General features: G+C 54.6%; 25 protein-coding genes. 5 read left to right on the top strand and 20 right to left on the bottom strand.

The window, feature by feature from the left end; all coding sequences use genetic code 11:
- The 7 genes from T370_RS23085 to T370_RS0117875 form a co-directional block, all read right to left on the bottom strand.
- Positions 1–370: helix-turn-helix domain-containing protein (locus T370_RS23085; protein ID WP_081847592.1), on the bottom strand; the 370-nt coding region annotated here is incomplete at its 3' end.
- Complete coding sequence (locus tag T370_RS0117900; RefSeq protein WP_029436555.1) at positions 357–758, bottom strand: hypothetical protein; 402 nt, start codon at positions 756–758, stop codon at positions 357–359. The genes T370_RS0117900 and T370_RS23085, both read right to left, overlap by 14 nt.
- Positions 755–997, bottom strand: a complete 243-nt coding sequence (locus tag T370_RS0117895) for a hypothetical protein (RefSeq protein ID WP_029436554.1) — start codon at positions 995–997, stop codon at positions 755–757. The genes T370_RS0117900 and T370_RS0117895 overlap by 4 nt, the downstream gene beginning before the upstream one ends.
- Complete coding sequence (locus tag T370_RS0117890; RefSeq protein ID WP_029436553.1) at positions 994–1,356, bottom strand: hypothetical protein; 363 nt, start codon at positions 1,354–1,356, stop codon at positions 994–996. The genes T370_RS0117895 and T370_RS0117890 overlap by 4 nt, the downstream gene beginning before the upstream one ends.
- A complete protein-coding gene (locus T370_RS0117885; protein ID WP_005026973.1) occupies positions 1,353–1,508 on the bottom strand; it encodes a hypothetical protein in 156 nt (51 codons plus the stop codon). Before T370_RS0117885 ends, T370_RS0117890 begins: the two co-directional genes overlap by 4 nt.
- Positions 1,505–1,675, bottom strand: coding sequence for a hypothetical protein (locus T370_RS25565; protein ID WP_169739159.1), 171 nt, complete (start codon positions 1,673–1,675; stop codon positions 1,505–1,507). Before T370_RS25565 ends, T370_RS0117885 begins: the two co-directional genes overlap by 4 nt.
- 62 nt (positions 1,676–1,737) lie before the next feature.
- A complete protein-coding gene (locus tag T370_RS0117875; RefSeq protein ID WP_029436552.1) occupies positions 1,738–2,214 on the bottom strand; it encodes a phage regulatory CII family protein in 477 nt (158 codons plus the stop codon).
- Positions 2,215–2,677: 463 nt separating this feature from the next.
- On the opposite strand from T370_RS0117875, the gene T370_RS25195 reads away from it, so the two are divergent.
- From T370_RS25195 to T370_RS0117860, 3 genes are all read left to right on the top strand, one after another.
- Entirely contained in the window at positions 2,678–3,208 is a 531-nt protein-coding gene (locus tag T370_RS25195) for a hypothetical protein (RefSeq protein WP_156034461.1), read from the top strand.
- Between the two features lie 25 nt (positions 3,209–3,233).
- Positions 3,234–4,172 carry a DUF4875 domain-containing protein gene (locus tag T370_RS0117865; protein WP_029436550.1) on the top strand — a complete coding sequence of 313 codons (939 nt, stop codon included), beginning with the start codon at positions 3,234–3,236 and terminating at the stop codon, positions 4,170–4,172.
- A 63-nt stretch (positions 4,173–4,235) separates the two neighbouring features.
- Complete coding sequence (locus T370_RS0117860) at positions 4,236–4,619, top strand: hypothetical protein (RefSeq protein ID WP_029436549.1); 384 nt, start codon at positions 4,236–4,238, stop codon at positions 4,617–4,619.
- Positions 4,620–4,736: 117 nt separating this feature from the next.
- On the opposite strand, the gene T370_RS0117855 is transcribed toward T370_RS0117860, so the two are convergent.
- Complete coding sequence (locus tag T370_RS0117855; protein WP_248604280.1) at positions 4,737–5,201, bottom strand: thermonuclease family protein; 465 nt, start codon at positions 5,199–5,201, stop codon at positions 4,737–4,739.
- A 136-nt stretch (positions 5,202–5,337) separates the two neighbouring features.
- Here T370_RS0117855 and T370_RS0117850 point away from each other — a divergent pair, with 136 nt between their 5' ends.
- Both T370_RS0117850 and T370_RS0117845 read left to right on the top strand, forming a co-directional pair.
- Positions 5,338–5,805: a type III secretion system chaperone gene (locus tag T370_RS0117850; protein ID WP_156034459.1), complete on the top strand. Its 468-nt coding sequence runs from the start codon at positions 5,338–5,340 to the stop codon at positions 5,803–5,805.
- A gap of 17 nt (positions 5,806–5,822) precedes the next feature.
- On the top strand, positions 5,823–6,716 hold the full coding sequence (locus T370_RS0117845) for a hypothetical protein (RefSeq protein ID WP_029436546.1): 894 nt from the start codon (positions 5,823–5,825) through the stop codon (positions 6,714–6,716).
- A gap of 325 nt (positions 6,717–7,041) precedes the next feature.
- Here T370_RS0117845 and T370_RS0117840 read toward each other — a convergent pair whose 3' ends face one another.
- The 12 genes from T370_RS0117840 to T370_RS0117785 all read right to left on the bottom strand — a co-directional run.
- Positions 7,042–7,323, bottom strand: coding sequence for a hypothetical protein (locus tag T370_RS0117840; RefSeq protein ID WP_029436545.1), 282 nt, complete (start codon positions 7,321–7,323; stop codon positions 7,042–7,044).
- A 196-nt stretch (positions 7,324–7,519) separates the two neighbouring features.
- Positions 7,520–7,936: a type II toxin-antitoxin system HicB family antitoxin gene (locus tag T370_RS0117835; RefSeq protein ID WP_029436544.1), complete on the bottom strand. Its 417-nt coding sequence runs from the start codon at positions 7,934–7,936 to the stop codon at positions 7,520–7,522.
- Positions 7,937–7,979: 43 nt separating this feature from the next.
- On the bottom strand, positions 7,980–8,162 hold the full coding sequence (locus T370_RS0117830) for a type II toxin-antitoxin system HicA family toxin (RefSeq protein ID WP_029436543.1): 183 nt from the start codon (positions 8,160–8,162) through the stop codon (positions 7,980–7,982).
- 79 nt (positions 8,163–8,241) lie between these two features.
- Positions 8,242–8,517 (bottom strand): hypothetical protein, encoded by a 276-nt coding sequence (locus T370_RS0117825; RefSeq protein WP_029436542.1) that lies wholly within the window; start codon positions 8,515–8,517, stop codon positions 8,242–8,244.
- A 61-nt stretch (positions 8,518–8,578) separates the two neighbouring features.
- A complete protein-coding gene (locus T370_RS0117820) occupies positions 8,579–8,932 on the bottom strand; it encodes a hypothetical protein (protein WP_029436541.1) in 354 nt (117 codons plus the stop codon).
- A 135-nt stretch (positions 8,933–9,067) separates the two neighbouring features.
- The gene (locus T370_RS0117815) at positions 9,068–9,427 is read right to left on the bottom strand and encodes a hypothetical protein (RefSeq protein ID WP_029436540.1); all 360 of its coding nucleotides are present in this window, start codon (positions 9,425–9,427) and stop codon (positions 9,068–9,070) included.
- A gap of 1 nt (position 9,428) precedes the next feature.
- A complete protein-coding gene (locus T370_RS23800) occupies positions 9,429–10,571 on the bottom strand; it encodes a hypothetical protein (RefSeq protein WP_051643893.1) in 1,143 nt (380 codons plus the stop codon).
- 59 nt (positions 10,572–10,630) lie between these two features.
- Entirely contained in the window at positions 10,631–10,861 is a 231-nt protein-coding gene (locus T370_RS0117805; RefSeq protein WP_029436538.1) for a hypothetical protein, read from the bottom strand.
- 56 nt (positions 10,862–10,917) lie between these two features.
- Positions 10,918–11,166, bottom strand: coding sequence for a hypothetical protein (locus tag T370_RS0117800; protein WP_029436537.1), 249 nt, complete (start codon positions 11,164–11,166; stop codon positions 10,918–10,920).
- Positions 11,167–11,311: 145 nt separating this feature from the next.
- Positions 11,312–12,838, bottom strand: coding sequence for a DUF4942 domain-containing protein (locus T370_RS0117795; protein WP_029436536.1), 1,527 nt, complete (start codon positions 12,836–12,838; stop codon positions 11,312–11,314).
- Positions 12,839–12,999: 161 nt separating this feature from the next.
- Positions 13,000–13,602 carry a hypothetical protein gene (locus T370_RS0117790; RefSeq protein ID WP_029436535.1) on the bottom strand — a complete coding sequence of 201 codons (603 nt, stop codon included), beginning with the start codon at positions 13,600–13,602 and terminating at the stop codon, positions 13,000–13,002.
- A gap of 1,034 nt (positions 13,603–14,636) precedes the next feature.
- Positions 14,637–16,570 (bottom strand): phage tail protein (locus T370_RS0117785; protein WP_029436534.1); only part of this gene is annotated, 1,934 nt, incomplete at its 5' end.

Here is a 16,570-nt window from a genome sequence, read left to right as displayed (position 1 = left end):
TCTCCTCCTTGCCCTCAGCGAGAGCCCGGATTTCTTCGGCGATACATTCCGTCACGCTTATCAGCCCCGCCCGGATGCGCTGCTCCAGCTCCGGCCCTGCCAGGCGAGCCAGCAGCAGCGTGGGCGCGCTCGGAGGCAACGAGGCCGGAACCAAGAATTTGGAACCTCCGCCCGTCAGAATCCACGCAGGGTTCACGCCTTCGCGGGTCAAAAGGGTCAACAGCCACGCGGCAGGAATCATCATGCGCCGCTTGGCGTCGGAGATGGAACTCTGGCGGATGCCGAGATACGCGGAAAGCTCCGTCTGCGTCTTCATGCCGCAGACGGAGCAGATGCGGGCGTAGGCCGCGTCGAACTCATGCCGCTCCATCGTGGCCTCCTTCCGCCAAACGGCGTTCGATTTCGTCAAGGAACTCCCCGGCGCGAAGGACGCGCTTGAGAGAACCAAAGGTCGGAAGCACCGTGAGGCGGCAGCCGTGCAGCCGATACTTGAACTGCTCCAAGTACGTCTCTGCCTCCTCATAGGAAAAGAAGACGTATTCTATCCGGCTGGTGAGCCGCGTCTCGCCGTCATCGCCTTCCTCTTCGATCCGACGCTCGATAGCGAACAGCGGGTCTTCCGCCAAGGTTATCTCAGTGGCCTCCACACGTTCGGGCCCCTTGCGGCGTTCACGGAGCATCACGAGCAACGACTCGTCCACGGGGAGGGCCGCACCACGCTCCAGCTTGGCGTGTTCGCTCCAGTCCAGCGGCATCATTGCACACCCCCGTCCTGCTTGAGGGCGTCCATTCTTTCAAACAAGTTTTGTATTCCCTTGCTAAAACAATAAAGCATATCAACCCGATTAAGCTCACCCTTTGCAATGAGGCATGTGTGATCACCCTCATCCGTGAAGCCGATCAGGATGGCCGCAAAACCATTCATGTTTTTCTGATTGGCAAACTTCCGCAACGCTTCGTCGATGTGTTCGATATCCGACTGGTTGATGACGCTCATGCTTCCTCTCCTTCGGTTCCGGTGACTTCAACGAAAATGGCCTTTTTCTGGCGGATGAACGATTCGGGGATGTAGTCCTCATGACGGGCGGCGCAGGTCGGGCACGTCCAAGTGAGCTTGATCACCCTCTGTCCCTCCTCAACCCACTGGCTCGTCTCAAGATGGCCGATGTATTGGGCTTCGTTTTTTGCCAGAAACCGTTCGAGCGTCACAAGTTCCCCTTTCCTGAGCAACGAGGGCTGATCATGCTTCTCCCAACGGCGGTGCCTTATCGGGCAGTCTTCCTTCATCAAAAGGGTTTTGCCGGGCCAGTCCTTCTTATACTTCGGGATGGCGCGTTCGCGGATTTTCCGGCTCATACGTCCTCCAACTCGTCTTCCCGGACGACGATTTCGAGGCCGGAAGTAAGTTCCACGCAATACCCGTCGCCTTCGTAGCCGATGATCGTCACCCACGAGTAACCGCGATAGGGAGTCACGAGGCGGGCGCTGTCTCCGATGACGTACCTCATGCCGCAACCCTCCCCATGAGATCCTTCATGCGTCCCCCATGCGGGAAAAGAGCCCTGAGCAGCGACAGCAGCGCCGCAAGCTCACCCTTCGTCGCGCAGCGCAGGACGATACCGTTGCCGCGATTGACAAGCCTTGCCTTGCCCGTGTAGATTTCATTTCTATCCATTTGAGCAGTCCTCACTGGATGTTTGCCCTCGGCGTTGTTCCCGCAACTCCGGGGGCGTTCTTTTACGCCCTGCCCCGATCTCGGGCCTCCGCCTCGTCGATCTGGAGCAGCAGGGCCAAAATGTCGCCCACGGCACTGTAGCCGAGCCGGGCGAGTTCCCTTCTTTCCTCGCTGGTGATGATGTTGTCCTCCAGCGCCTTCGCCGTGCCGACCATCATGTCCCCGAACGACTTCACCGAGGCCATGCACTGGCCATGCACCGGATGCGCTGCGTCCGACACCGGGAGGAAGTCGACGTACACCCCGCCGAGGGCGCGGGCCATCTCGTGCAGCGGCTCCGTGGAGCCCGCCAGCCGCATGAGCGGTATCAACAGATTCACGTCGAACTTGTGCGTGTCCCGCAGGGGCGAAAGCTCGGACATCAGCGTGTTGTACGGACGCCCGAGCCGATAGGCGATCTGTTCCGCCGACAGCCCTGACGGGGCGTGCTTGGCAAGCCGCTGGCAGACTGCCCCGATGTTCGGAGTGCCTTCTTTCATGCCAAACTCTCCTTTCCGTTTGCGTGATTCCGGCGGGATGCCGGGTTAAACTTGTTTAGTCTCAGGAGACATGACTCGCCTCTTGATGGGGTTCCATCAGACCGGGGAATCGAGGTTCCTTCGGACGCGGGCCACGGGGAATATCAAGCGGAATAGGAAGAAGTTCTTCGGGAAATCCAAGCGCACGGAGCTGATTATAACGCTCCACAGGGATAGTCTCCCTCGCAATGAGCATACGCGGCCCAGTATCACTCTTCATGCCCAGTTGTGTTGCCAGCGCAGGAAACGTGATGTTGTGTTCCTGCATCCATTCCCGGCAGCGTACAGCTCTTGGTACAGTCATTGTCGTTGCCCCCTTAATTTTGTTTTGGTATTGGTTGCTGTAGTTTGTTGCTGTAGTTTGTTGCTGATATAAATATTTTATAAACTAAATTTATTTAATTTGCAAACTAAAAATATTCACATGGCAAAAGATTTTTCACATCTATATAAAATAATTTATGATTATTTTTTAAAGCACCCAGATTCATCTACTCTTGGTACTTCACGAAGAGCTTTTGCCAAATGGCTAGATGTTTCGACAGGCAAAGCACAAGCATGGGAAGATAAAGGACAATGGCCTAGTGCCGAAGACTTGGAAACACTCCATAAAAAAATGGGGTTTTCATACCGATGGCTCGTTACGGGGGAAGGAGAGCCTTTTGATGAAACGGAATCATCTCCCCCAAGTCCGCCTGTGCGCAAACCTGCACCAATCGTAGACACTCGCATGGATGAGCTAGAACGCGAAAAAACGGAGCTAACCCAAAAGCTCCTTACACTCCACGAAGAACTGGCAAACAGCCAAAAGCAGGTGATCTCGCTACAACAGGAAAACAAACGCTTGGCCGAGTCCGTGAGCGCCGTGGTGACGCCCACCGAGACTCGCCGGGACAATCCTCAACATGCCACCTCGGACAGACCTGCGAGTGGTGTTACCGACTGTGGCATGTAGGGCCGTATCAATGAGGGGGATAAAAATGGTAAAGCGAACCACTGGGCACATTTTCCTTGCCTTTTGTCTTCTGCTTGGCGCATTCCAAGCGGCCTACGCAATGACAGATACAGAGGCAAGAGAGGAAGGAACCAAACTTTTTCAACAAATTGAATCATTCAAAGACTCTCCTGTATTCAAAAAGCACGGTTTTAATAAAGCAAAGGGGAATCCCGGCCCAGAGTGGCTACTCAAAGTCCAAAAACTGAAAGATGAAACTGCCGATGTCGAAATGGGGCTCGGGTTTGCCATTATGTTCCTTGAAGATCTTGGCAAGGCGTATGCATCTGGAAATATTCAAGAAATAAAGACTTATAGAAGAAGTATCGAATCAGAACTCGGCGGCGGTACGTCTCAGGAAGCCAAGGTAGAAAATCCCATAGGGCACCCTCTAGCCATCAATGTTCTTGCATATAAGGAAGATGAACGTAACGGGCGCAACCGCCTGAATATCACTATTATCCCCGCCGAAGACCAAAGCAAGGCGACTCAGGCCGATCTTGCAGCCACTGCCGTAGCGGTGGCTACGCAAGCACAAAAAGAATCTAAAGCTCATATCGTCACCGTGACCATGAATTGCCAGAAGGCCGCAAACTCTTTTGGAGAATTGCAACTTGCTCGTGTGGTTTATATTCCTGACGGACTTGGCATGAACGGAAAAACGGAAGGCAAGATATGGGAATCGATTGATGCGGCCCCGCGCGGCTTTACCAAACAGGAACTCAACTACCTGCAATTGTGGGCCGAAATGCGAGACCAATTCAAAAGTAAAAACGGTGAAGTGGACGAGAAAAAACTCAAGGCTGCTGTCGCTAAAAAAATGAACATAAAGCCCGACAGCCTTACTCCGCACATGAATATGCGTGAACCCGTTAAAGGTGAACTCAATATCGAAGGCGAACTCAAAATCATCAAAAATAATTAGAATGATATTCTATTGCAACATATCCATTTATCAACTCCTTAACAATCATGGAGTTCAGAGCATATGAATATTGATGATAAATCCTTAAGTATTGACGATATAAAGAGAAAGAGGGATAGAGCTATTGCGAACCTTATACGGGAAAAAGAATCAAAATTACGCCAACAATATAATATAAAATCGATCATGATATTTATTATTATCATGTCTATTGGAATAGTTTCCAATGACACCGCAATTATAATACTTTCAGGAGCAGTTATCTCATTTGCATTTTGGCGCTATGCAATCAAAAGATTAGATAATGATTTGTACGTATATTGGCTGTCTGATGAAATAAAACTTATTCAGAATTTATATGCGCAGCAAATAGAAGCTATGGGTGGAGATTTAAATGCTCCATATGAAGAAGATCCAAATGACAAAATTTATTTTCACTATTACTAATTGATAAAAATATCAATATTATTGGTTCGTACTCAAAAGTGAGAGGATGAAGAACGACCCTCTGCTTAAAAATCCAATTTTGAAACAAAAGCCCCTATGAACATCCGGGGCTTTTCTTCATTTCCGCTTCTGCCGCCACTTCCACGGCGGGGTCGGGTTCTTTCGGGACCAGAGGCCCCGCCGCGCTTCTTTGGCGTCCTGCTCCAGCTTCTTCCAGCCGTTGCAGAAAGGGGCGTTGCAGAAGGCCGGATACGCCCACGCCTGCCCCGCTTCCAGCATGTCGGCATTGAGCACCCTGTCCGTGGCCACCAGCGCGACCATGCGACCGTATTTGTCGGTGCTCATCTTGATCACCTCAACGCCCTGCCCCGGCCGCACGAGCGACAGGAGGTGATCGCGGGACTGCTGGCCGCCCATCTGCTCCAGCTCCGGGGCGTCTATGCCGTAGAGCCGAAGTTTCATCGGAACGCGGACGTCGTTCATCGGCGCCACGGTCATCGTGTCGCCGTCATGCACGTCCAGCACGGTGGCCGACCACGCATGGGCCGAAAGCGGGAACGCAAGGGCCACGATCAAAGGCATCACGCGAAACATCGTTATTTCTCCAAAGGCAAACGGTATGATACAGAGTGCGTTATAGTTTATTGCTTTTCACGAGAAAAAAATGGTACAAAAGAGACAGGTATCAATTAACGTGCATCTCACAAGCGGGGGAACTATGGAACTCTATGATCTCTTTAAAGAAACACTAGAGAGTTTGAGCATCGACAACAGCTTTATAACCCCGGATACCCTGTCGGTAGAGATCTCTCTTGAGGGAAAACAACCTATCATCATGGAAAAAATGCCTGATGTGGATCTGATTGCCTTTACGGGCATTCTCTGCCGTTATCCCGACAAGGAGACGCTCTATCCCCTTTTTGAGCTTTTGCTCAACGTACATGCCTACGGCGTCGCTACACAAGGCTGTTTCTTTGCCGCCAACAGCGAAACAAGCCAGATCATTTTTCACTCCCTAGTCACCTCCGAGACAATGACGCCCGAACAATTAGCCGAAATCGCTCGAAACTTCTCAGCGTCCTTCACTCTCTGGCATGAGGCGTATCGCTCTGGGGAAATTGAAAACATGTTGCCGAAAAATCAGGACATGGATGTGCCTTATACCACTTCCATGATTCGCGCCTGATAAGCGGAGGTAAACATATGTCTCAGGGTATACGTTCTACAGAGGCATCACAAAGGTTGCAGCCAACCGACACACAACCTTTAATTGCACAACAAGGCGGGACGGCGAAGAAATCTTTCTCCATAATGGGAATGGTTCAAAGCGCCCTCCGTTATATCCCCTCAGCCATTTCCGGTCCTGTGGGCGGCCTCGCCGCCGCCAAATTTACGGCAAGCTCTCTTTTGAAGGGTACCGGCATTGGTGCAGCTTGCTCCCTGTTTCTTACAGGGGCAGATCTTCTGGGAATAAAAGGGCCAACCAATCTTATCAACAACACCTTCAAAAAGTTGTACAGATTGCCCGCCCAGCTTGCCTACAGGCTGGAAACAGCCGATTCTCTGAATGCTGTAACACTACTAGCTCCTGCTACGCTAACAAAGGCGCAAGACGCACTGCCACCCTCTCTCAAGAATCTTCTTGAAAAACTGCCGGAAGGTGGCCGAAAAAAATTATACACGGCCATGCTCTACGGTGCTCACGTTACAATCGAAGGCAATCATAACCTTCAACTGTCAACTTGGGATGGTATCCGCCGATCTTCAAGCCACTACCCGGGAGCGGGTCAGCAATACGGCAAGGACCTTACCAAGGCTGACAATGGTTTCGACGGCCATCTCCTCTTCGGCCCTACAAGTACACCCGACAAAGTGTTTGTACAATTTGAAGGACATGGAACTGGAGGCGTTAAAAATTTCATAGGACATATGACGGATTACTTCGCCCATCTGTCCATGAAGCCGGCAGAAGGGTGGTTTTCTCAAAATGAAGTCGTCCAAGTCGGCCCTCTCGGTTGCATCGGCTTTTCCGAAAAAAACGGGTCGGAAATCAAAATTATTGTGGACAAAGACGGAACCCCCACTATTCAACCGTGACCGCATTGCCAGATTAATCCAGCACTAGACAAAGGGGAGGCTTTCGCCTCCCCTTGTTGGATAGTCCCTCCTATCCTTTGACACCTTTCCACGGCAGCCAAAAGCCGACCGTGCCCTCCACCCGCACCTAAGCGCCGTGCCCGCCTAGACTCTAGGGTTTCATCGGGGCTGATTGTCAATGAACCGAACTGACGCTTCATCATCAGCAACTCCGATATAGATTTATTTTAAATCTTATGTCAAGAAAAAATAGATTTATTTTAAATCAATCAACTAAAATAAAAAGGCCGTAAATTACGGCCTTTGTCATGCACGTCCGCAAAAATTAAATTCGGGTTTCCTCAAAACGATCCAATGCTTTACCCAAGACTCTGACAGGATCAAGCTCCAATGCCTTGGACAGGGCTATGAACTCACCAACCTTGAGGCTGCGCGGTTTTCCATTCCCCTGCCTCTGTGTAAGGGTTTGTACCTTCATTCGGGCGTTTGAAGCTCCGGGAAATACCCGCTTGCCCAATTCTTCCGCCGACAGGCCCAACGCCTTGCGCCGTTCCGCCAGCACCTCAACTATGGCCTGCTCTATCATGCGTTGCAGCTCCTCGGTCATGGCTACCTCCATCGAGTAGCCATAGCAGGAAAATCAATCTTTTTCCTCGTCTTAAAATACAGCTTCATTATGATTTAATTTTTGTCTTTCTGTTTGTCAAATGCAAAACAGATCTGACTTTTGGCACCAAAGAACGAAGCCCCCGGACAAACATCCGGGGGCTTCGTTCTTTGCCCTCTATCAGCGCATCAACCCGTTACATATACGCCTGTGCAGCCTTGGCGATGAGCGCCGAACGTGTCATCCCCCGGGCGCTGGCCTTGCGGTCCAGCCCCTCCAGCACGCACTTGGGGAGGCTGATGTTGATGCGCACCGGGGTCATATCCATATCGGGCGCGCCGAAAAGCTGGAACAGCGGGGGCCGGGAAGCGTCCACTGTTTCGTCCTCAAGCTCCTTCTGCGCCACGGCCTGTACCTGTTCCAGCGTCGAAGGCGCGGGAAGCTCGCGGCGGGCCTTCGCGTATTCCTCGACGGTGATGGAAAGGGCGTCCTGCGCCATGACCATGCACTCGTCAACCGTTTCCCCCTCCGACGCGATTTCAGGGAAGTCCGGGAAGAAGATGGCGTATCCACCCTCGCGCACGGGGAGGAAAATGGAGAAGTAGTAAGTCATATATGCCCTCCTGCGGGGAGGATTCCCTCCCCGCGCTTTTGGGTTATCTCAGCTTGACGCCCGTTTGCTTTTCGATTTCCTTCACGGTTCGTTCGGGGATTTCCGTGTGTCTGCCGACTGCGGATACATACCGCCCATTCTTGTCGTAGACCCGTGTGTGGTTGCCGCCCTCCTGAACCGTAAATCCTGCCTCTGCCAGCTTTTTCAGGATGTCCTTTCGTTTCATGGCCCCTTCCTGTTACAAAGAATATACACATTTTACTACACATTGTAAACAGTTTTTGTGTATAAAATTACACAAAAAATCAAGTCATATGGGTTTTCCGATAATCCGCAAAAGCCTTCTTCCCGGCTTCGGCTACGTCGAGGATGCCTGCAGCGATGTACGCCTCGGCAAGCCACGGGGCTTCCTCCGCTTCCGAGCGTACACGTCCGATGATTCCTATACAGCAGTCGCGCATGGCTTCCAGCGCGGCTTCGCGGGCTTCACTTTCCGCGTTGTTGATCTCCGGGACCAGTATGATGAAGACGGATATGGCCTTTTCGCAGAACGCTTCGGTGAACTGTTCCATAGCTGACATGACTTGGCTCCTTTGGGCGGATGGTCCGGGCCCCCGGTGGCACGGGGGCCGTCAGAGGTGACTAGTACGCCTTGCGCGCGGTGGCACGCCCGCTGCTGTCCCGAGTACGGAGAAGGCTGTCATACTTTCCACGAGAACAGGTAGTTCCGGTGATGCCGGTAAGCCGGGCATACCGCTTGGCAGCACGGTTGAGGTAATCAAGCAACATTTCATTAACGTCCGACTTGTCATCAAAGATGGCCTTGCGGAGCCTCCGCATGTTCGCGCCCATCTTCGCATATCCACCATCCAAAATCATATCCAGCACTCTCTGAGCTTCATCCATGTCCTTTTTGGCTGCTTGAGGCCAGCGTTCGTCAAACTCGGCAAGAAGCTCGGAAACGGGGAGGCTGTTGTAAGCGATGTCGGTGTGCATGGGATTCTCCTTTTTAAGTAAGTTATTGAAATCGCATGAATTATTAGTACCATAGTACCCTCGGTTGTAAAGAAAAAAAGCCAGTTTTTTCAATAAAATACATAAAAAAGCCCCACCTTTCGGCGGGGCTTCTCGCTATCCTCTGCACATCTTTCGCCATCTGGCAGCGTGCTCTCTTCCAAAGCTCCCTTCGGGGTAAAGCTCCTCAACGGGGGAAAGCCGATCCAGGATGTGCGGAGGGCACGAGCGGGCAAAGGGGCCAAGGCCCTCCTCGATTATCGTGTAGCGGAACCTGCTCGGAGACTCGCTGTAGAGCGCCACCATACCTACGGTCTTTCCTTCCCATTCGCCCGATGCATAGCGGATGGCGAGGTAGACGGCCTCCTCTCCCCTGTTCCGGGAAGCATCCTCGACGACGAATCCGGGGCCAAGCTCGTGGGCAAAAAACGCCTTGTCGTCCTCGCCCGGCTTCCGGTGCAGCTCTATCCAGCCCATGCTACTTCGCCTCCTTCGGTTCCCATTCCAGTTCGTAGGGAGGGTATACAAGTGAGAGCTTCCTCACTTTCCACCCGGCGCGGTCGAAGTCTTCCGCCGCCAGATAGTACCCATTCCCCATGCTGTACTTTTCCCGGTGCTCATAGTCCTTCGGCCCGGTCGCAAGATCAGCCGTGGGCGGGAACAAGGCCGCAGCCTTCCGCATCTCCACGAAGCCATCCCGATCCGTACTCGACCATGCGAGGAACACCCGGCGCGTTTGATAACTCCCGTAGTAGTCGCTCATAGGGTCGTTATCGCTCTCGCGCAGCTCGGCCACGACGACCGCCTTGGCCCACTCCGGTTTCCGCGCCGTAAACTCGGCCCGTGCCTTCTCCTCTTTCCGGCGTCTGGCTACAAACTCGGCCTCGGCAAGCTGCTTCAATGCCGCGTCAAGGGCGTCACACTCCTCAATGATTGTGGCCAGCGCCCCCGGAGACACTTTTTCGTAGTCGGGGTTCGAGAAGGCCCAACTCCAATGCCCCAAACTGATGGAACGCCCCGCCCGCACAAAGTAGTCTGTCCGGCCTGCATATTTGCCTTCTCCGTCATACATGATCAGACGGACATGGTTTTGAGTCCCGGAACGGGCCGGAGTGACGCTTTCAACTATCGCCGTCTCGCGTCCGTTGACCAGCCACCGTCCCACGGGATTGCCGGGATCGCGCACCATTGGAGGCGATACGCGGACGCCGATGCCGACATACCGGGCATAGCTGTAACCTTCAGGATCGACCGCCAGCGGCTCACGTCCGGGGGCTGTCACAAGGATGACGCCAAGAAACAGCTTGGCGAGCCAGTCCGCCTTCTCCTCATCAGACTGGAACTGAAAAAAACGGTTGGGCTTATACGGGCTGTCGCTGTCCGAACCGCCGTACTCGCTGAATCCCGGTCTGGAGTGCATCAAAGAAATGGAAAAGGCATCGTACTCCTCGGCGCTCATCTCAAGCACCTTCTCGATGCGGCACTGGCTCCAGTCCCAACCACCGACCCTCGAACACTCCTTGTAGTATTCTGAGAGCATGTTGTTCTTGTTCAGTTTTACGAATTTGGCCCACACGCGCTGGCCAATGCGGAACGACTGGCGGAAAGAGATGGCTGACATGACTTGGCTCCTTTTTGGGGGTTAAGGTTTGGCCCCCGGTGGCACGGGGGCCGTTTCAGTTAGGCAGCGCTTTCGAGTAGGTTCAGCGCGTCGTAAATGTCGCGGGCCTCATGGCTGTCCAACAGCTCCATCATAAAGTCGGTGAAAACCGGATGGCTCTCGGCCATCGCTTGAGAGAACTCGCCGTCGATCCACTGTTTTCCGGCAAAAACAATGAAGTTTTCTTCAATCTGACGCTGATGGGCAATGTCCATGAGTTCGACTGCGAGACGGATAGCTTGGCGGGTCATAGTTGGCTCCTTTTTTGGGGTGAGGTTCTGGCCCCCGGTGGGCGGGGCCGTTTCGGTTACTCGGCTTCGGTCTGGAAGGTTTCGCACTCGTTCAGTACGTCGAACACGACGTCTTCAATGGAAGAAGAAAGGCTGCTGACGGTTTCGCTCATTGCTCCGCCGCGCAGGGCGTCCTGCATGTTTTCAAAGTGGGCGTCGAAGTCGTCGGGGTTGCACCCGCAGCCAATGAACTGGTCAAGAGCGATGTAGCGGATGAAGGCGGCGCGGAGGGAATCACGTTCGGCGATGAGGGTAGCGTTGTTCATGTTGTCTTCCTTTGGGTTAAATTGTTTAAGTTGTTGAAATCGCATGAATTATTAGTACCATAGTACTCTCGGTTGTAAAGAGAAAAAGCCTGTTTTTTCAATAAAATACATAAAAAAAAGCCCCGCGTTTCGGCGGGGCCTTCGGTCAGGCGGAAAGCGGGAGGCCGTACTGGTCGGCCCGCCTGTTCCGGGCGCGAGCCTCCCGCTCCCGTGCCTTCACATCGTCCGGGAGCCAGTTCTTGCCGCGCGCGGCGGTCAGGTTGAACTGTTCCCAAAGCTCCTTATCCTTGAAGTACATATGCAGCGTCCCCTTTTTGTAGCAGCGCATCTCAAAGTAGGTGCTCTCGAACAGGACGCCTGAGAAGTCGGGACCGTATTCCTTGAAATGCTCCTCTAAGGCGCATACAGCCGTGCGCGGCACGGATTCCAGCTTTTTGCCTTCGAGAAAAGCCAGCGCCCGGTCTATGTCGTTCAAATTCTGTCGGGTATCGCCGTAAGTCAGATGCCCGTCTCCACCGTACCATACGTCAACAATGCGAGGAAGGACGACACGCCGGTTCACGCGCCACGCATCGTTCGTCTTCCATCCCTCAATGTGGATGCGGTTCTCGTCATAGTACCGGGTCATGAGGTCAAATGCCTCGACCACGCATTGCTGCAATATTGTCCCACGGTTCAGGAAAATGGATTCAACGAGCGCGTAGACATTCTCTTCGGAAAACGCCATGTGCTCGTTGCTCTCCAAGAGCCTGTCGAGTTCCTTTTGGACACCGTGGGACGCCAAATTCCGTACATCGGTCAGACGCAAGACCTCCCGCCATGCACTCCTTTTCAGGGATCGTACGAAACGGTTGTACGCCAACTCCTGCGCCCTGCGGGTCGGCTTTTGCCGCATCAACTCCTTGAGCGATGCCCCGACCGTTTCCCCGCCGTCCGTGCCGAGCGGCTCGGCGTAGTGGGCAAGCTCCTGCGCCAGATGCGCGATCTGGACGAACAGCTCACGGCAACGCCCGTACTGCGCCACGAGGTTCCCAACAGTGTCCCGCGTCGCAACCTCACTCTCGAACCGGGAGCCGTCGCTGAAAACGGCGGCGTCCTCTTCGCCAAAGCCGACATCAAAGGAAAATTCCGGCTCCTCCCGTTTCTTGTGCAGATGAACCATCGAAACGCACACCTGCGCACTTCGGAAGGCATCCTTGGCAAAGCAACTGCCGAGGTGTTCAACCTCTCCGTGCTGTTCGATGATCGTGGCCAACAGTTTCCTATTCTCCGTGCAGGGGTTCAGAAGCGTCTGCTCGTTGAGCAGGCACACGATGTCCCCATGGTCGAGGATTTCCCACGCATGGAGCAAATGCGCTTCGCCATTGGCGAACGGCGGGTTCATGATGATCAGGTCATACTTCTCGTCCGGCCAGAACGTGAGGAAGTCCGTACCGACCAGCGGATAGCCCTTGCCCCGGATCGCGGCCTGCAACTCCGGCTCGATCTCGATGCAGTGCACCACCTCACGGCAGCGGTTGTAATACCGATCCAGCTTTCCCACGGCGGCATCGGCAAGGTCGCCCTTCCCTGCCGAGGGTTCGAGGATCGAGCGTTCGTAGAGCTTGCCCACCTTGGCAAGCATCTTCTCCGCCACTTCGGGCGGCGTGGGATAAAACGAAGCGTTGTACATGCTTGGCTCCTTTTATGTAAATTACTTGAATTACTTGATAAAAAGATACCATGCAGGCCTCGTTTGTCAACAAATATATAATTTTTTCAATATGTTATATAAAAATTCCCCGGTTATCCCAAAGGGATTTCCGGGGAAGCACGACGAAGAGCAAACAAGACTCAAACGGGATAGGCGATCTCTATCCGCTCCAGATCCTCACGGCTGGCCGCGCCGTCAACAAGCGCGAACAGCTCGTCACGCCGGGCGCTCAGGATGCTTTGCACGTATTCAAGCCCGGCGGCGTCACCAGCGGCAAGGAGAGCCGCCTCCGTCGCCACTTCCACGGCGGAAGGGTTTGCCGCGGGCATGGTCAGGGTTGCCGTCAGCGCCGCCGTATAGCCCGCGGCAACCTCACGCCGCTTGTCGTCACGGTACTCGGAGAGCGGACGTTCGGGCTTCGTCAAAAGCGCACCATCGGGAAGCGGGCCAAGCTCCTCCGTATACCGGGGCTCGGAACGCCACGTGTCGCCGGGAAGCCAGTACTGCGTCCCGCCTTCCTTGCGACCACGCTCGTCCATGTGCTGGCGGTGGTCTTCCACCGTCTCCCATGCATCCCCGGTCCAGCGGGCGACATGGCCGGAGGGGATGGATGCGGGCAAAGCAACGGGCGTCGCGCCAGTCGCCTCAAGAATATACTCGCCATTCGGACGCTGAGTGGCATCACGGCTGCCAGTGTATTCGCCAGTCTTCAAATCATACATATGAAGTTGAGGAATGGTCATAACTATCTCCTATGGTTAATGGTTTTTTATTGATAAAAGTCTTTCCGAGCTTGGACGGGGTTAACATCAGAAAAGGTCGGGAGCTGGCAGACTGATACAGGGCGGGCGCTTACGGGTAAAATTGACCTTGATATATGCTCGTATGTCTGGGAGTCCTCAGGAGTTCTGAGCGGGCTAGGTGCGTCTGACGGTATAAATCCACAACAGGGGGCGATGAACGGCCAGCAGACCGCGTTTGATTTTGATGCCTCCCGATCTTGGGGAGATACGCATACCGGCACTGAATTTGCGCCTGCGCATGTGTACATACCCGTAATTGTCTATCTTGGTGTACCTTCATGACTTTTTTCCACAAGTGCAGCCTTTCCGAGCTTGGGTGGGTGGCAGTACCGCCGGGGCAACAAACCCGGCGGGCTTGCCTGCGGTAACAGGTTGTTTTTTTACGGGGTTAACATCAGAAAAGGTCGGGAGCTGGCAGACTGATACAGGGCGGGCGCTTTGGTGTGGGTGAGGCTTCATGGACAAGAGGTGCTGGTGGTGAGCCAGCCACCACCAATAGCGCAGGAGCATTTCGAGTGACACTCGCTGGCTCGACGACGACTAATGCGGTGAGCGGCGCAGGAGATGTAAGGTTGGATTTTGATGCTTCATGGTCAAATCCAATCTACGGAGCATCTCCTACGGTCATGCCAGCTTCGGTTGACCTCCCGGTCTGCCTGTATCTCGGCCTCCGCGCTTAGGCCGGGAGGCCAATATACAAGGCCACGGGTAACGCAACGTTGGCCGGACGATTTTCATTAGCGGTCGAGACTACACGGGAGGCGTCGAGGAAGGGGAAACCAGCAGTATAGCCTCCCTCTGGATAGCTACGCGTTCCGGTTGTACTCCCAATATAAAAAGCGCCATCAAAAAGCTCCGTGTGGATTGTTTCGCCCAGCTTACCGGCGATGTTGCGGATCGCGTCCTCCTGCGCTGAACCCGCTGTACGGCTTCCCCCCGTCCACCCTCGGAAAGGCGCAGTCCGTCACAAAAACTCAAGCAGGGAGGCCAAGATAGATGATGGAAGGTTGAGCGATATTTACAGGTCGTGTTTCCAATGCCTGACGCTGGTTAATATAGTATCTACGGTGAACGACTGGTGTACCAATGTCTGTCATGTATACTATAATACTGTCTGCGTAGCCGGTATCATGCAGAGAGACATTCCCTTCTAGTGTAACTGTAGCAGGATAGTTATCCCCATAGCCTCCCATCGGCTCGCAATATATGGAGGTTATTCCCGTTTCAACAGCATCCTGTTGCCAGCTTCCCGCTTCCCGGCCCGCCCCAGGCGTCCACCCTCGGAAAAACTGTTCGCTTAGGTTAGGAACGTATAATCCCGTAGGGTTAGCAGCATTTGGTCGCCATTTTCCGAGGTTAGCTGCGATGGTGGCGGAGTTCGCGTTATACGCCAGCAACATCCCTGCGAACCCTCCGGCATCGTATATCTTTTTCAGTTCGGGCCAGTCTGCGAACAGCGCGAGGTCGCCGTTCGCCCAGACGTGCCCGGCGGGCAGGGTCGTGGAGCGCCAGTAGCGCGGAACGCCGATCATGGAGAGCCGAAGGGCCTCGCAGTAGTCGAGAGCTTTCTTGTCGGCTGCGGAAAGAAGGCCGTTCTTTGCTTGAGTAGCAACGGCGTATGTCGTATTGGTGTCAATATCGCCTATGAGTTGAAAGTACGTACCATCATAGATGAAATCATATGTCCTGTTTGCGGCAAGGTATCCCGCAGCAATCGCGGCATTTCTGTACCGGATGGCCTTGGCTCCGGTTGCATTGACGTTGAGTGTCGGGTTGGCTGCCGTATTCGTGACCGTGAAGCGCACCGCGATGCGTGCCCCTGTTGCGAGAACAAAGCCCGTACAGTTGACCGCCTTAGCCTCTGTTTCCGCCGCTGTGGAACAGGTTCCATAGTGTATGATGTTCGCTGAACCGTTGAAGCTGACGCCGTCAATCGTCCGGGCGGTAGACAGCTTCGTCGCCGTGCCAGCGTTCCCAGTGATCGTGGTCTGCGCAGGATGCATATGATCGCCCCGTGCAAACGTGCTTTTCTCCGTACCTACAGCGGCGGTTCCGGCGGCCTTTGGCGTTGTTTGGGAGGCTTTGGCATGGCCCAACACGGTATCCGTAGCCTCCACGCTTGTATGCGAAGCAGGGGCCGCGCCGATGTCCGCAGGAGTGAGCGCGTCCGTGCCCCCAGTCCTGTGTGTGGTCTTGTGTGCCGTAGGCGTCCGGGCATTGCTCAGACGGGCGTCGTTCCCTTGGCACGCTGTGCCCGCAGCCGTGCCATAGCTGACCGTCAGGGTTCGATCCGCTTCGAGAGTGCCTCCCCCAGTGAGGCCCGTGCCCGGCTTGATCTGAATCGTCTTGTCCGCGGCCCCGATGTCCGCTGGCGTGATGGCGTCCGAACCTCCGGTCTGGTGCGTAGCCTTGTGCGGCTTTGGCGTCCGAGCGTCGGCAAGGCGCACGTCATTGCCCTGACACGCCGTGCCCGCCGTGTTGCCGTACTTGACGGTCAGCGTCCGGTCGGCTTCGAGAGTGCCGCCGCCCGTGAGCCCCGTCCCGGCCTTGATCTGCACGCTCTTGCGGGCCAGCGTCTCGTGCGCCCCGCCGTCCTTGTTGTGCGCGTCGAGCTTGCGGTCGACGTACTCCCGCGTCGCCAGCACCTGCGCCGGGTCGATCTCGATGGAAACCGTGGCCGCATCGAGGACGCGGATGATGAGCCGCACAAGCAGGTCCGTTGCCGCGCCGGAACTGATGTCCGGCTTCTCGGTCAGCGGCGTGTTGCCCACGGCGAACAGCGTCCCGTCATCCATCCACAGTCCCACTTCGCGGATGTACCAGCCGCCCTCGGCTTGCGGGATGAACAGCTCGGCGGTGAACAGATCCGGGGTGGCCGGATCAAGCACGATGTCATTGATCTGGGCGC

It is taken from the genome of Bilophila wadsworthia ATCC 49260 (genome assembly GCF_000701705.1).
Lineage (GTDB): Bacteria > Desulfobacterota > Desulfovibrionia > Desulfovibrionales > Desulfovibrionaceae > Bilophila > Bilophila wadsworthia.
This window is presented reverse-complemented; position numbering and strand designations above follow the sequence as displayed.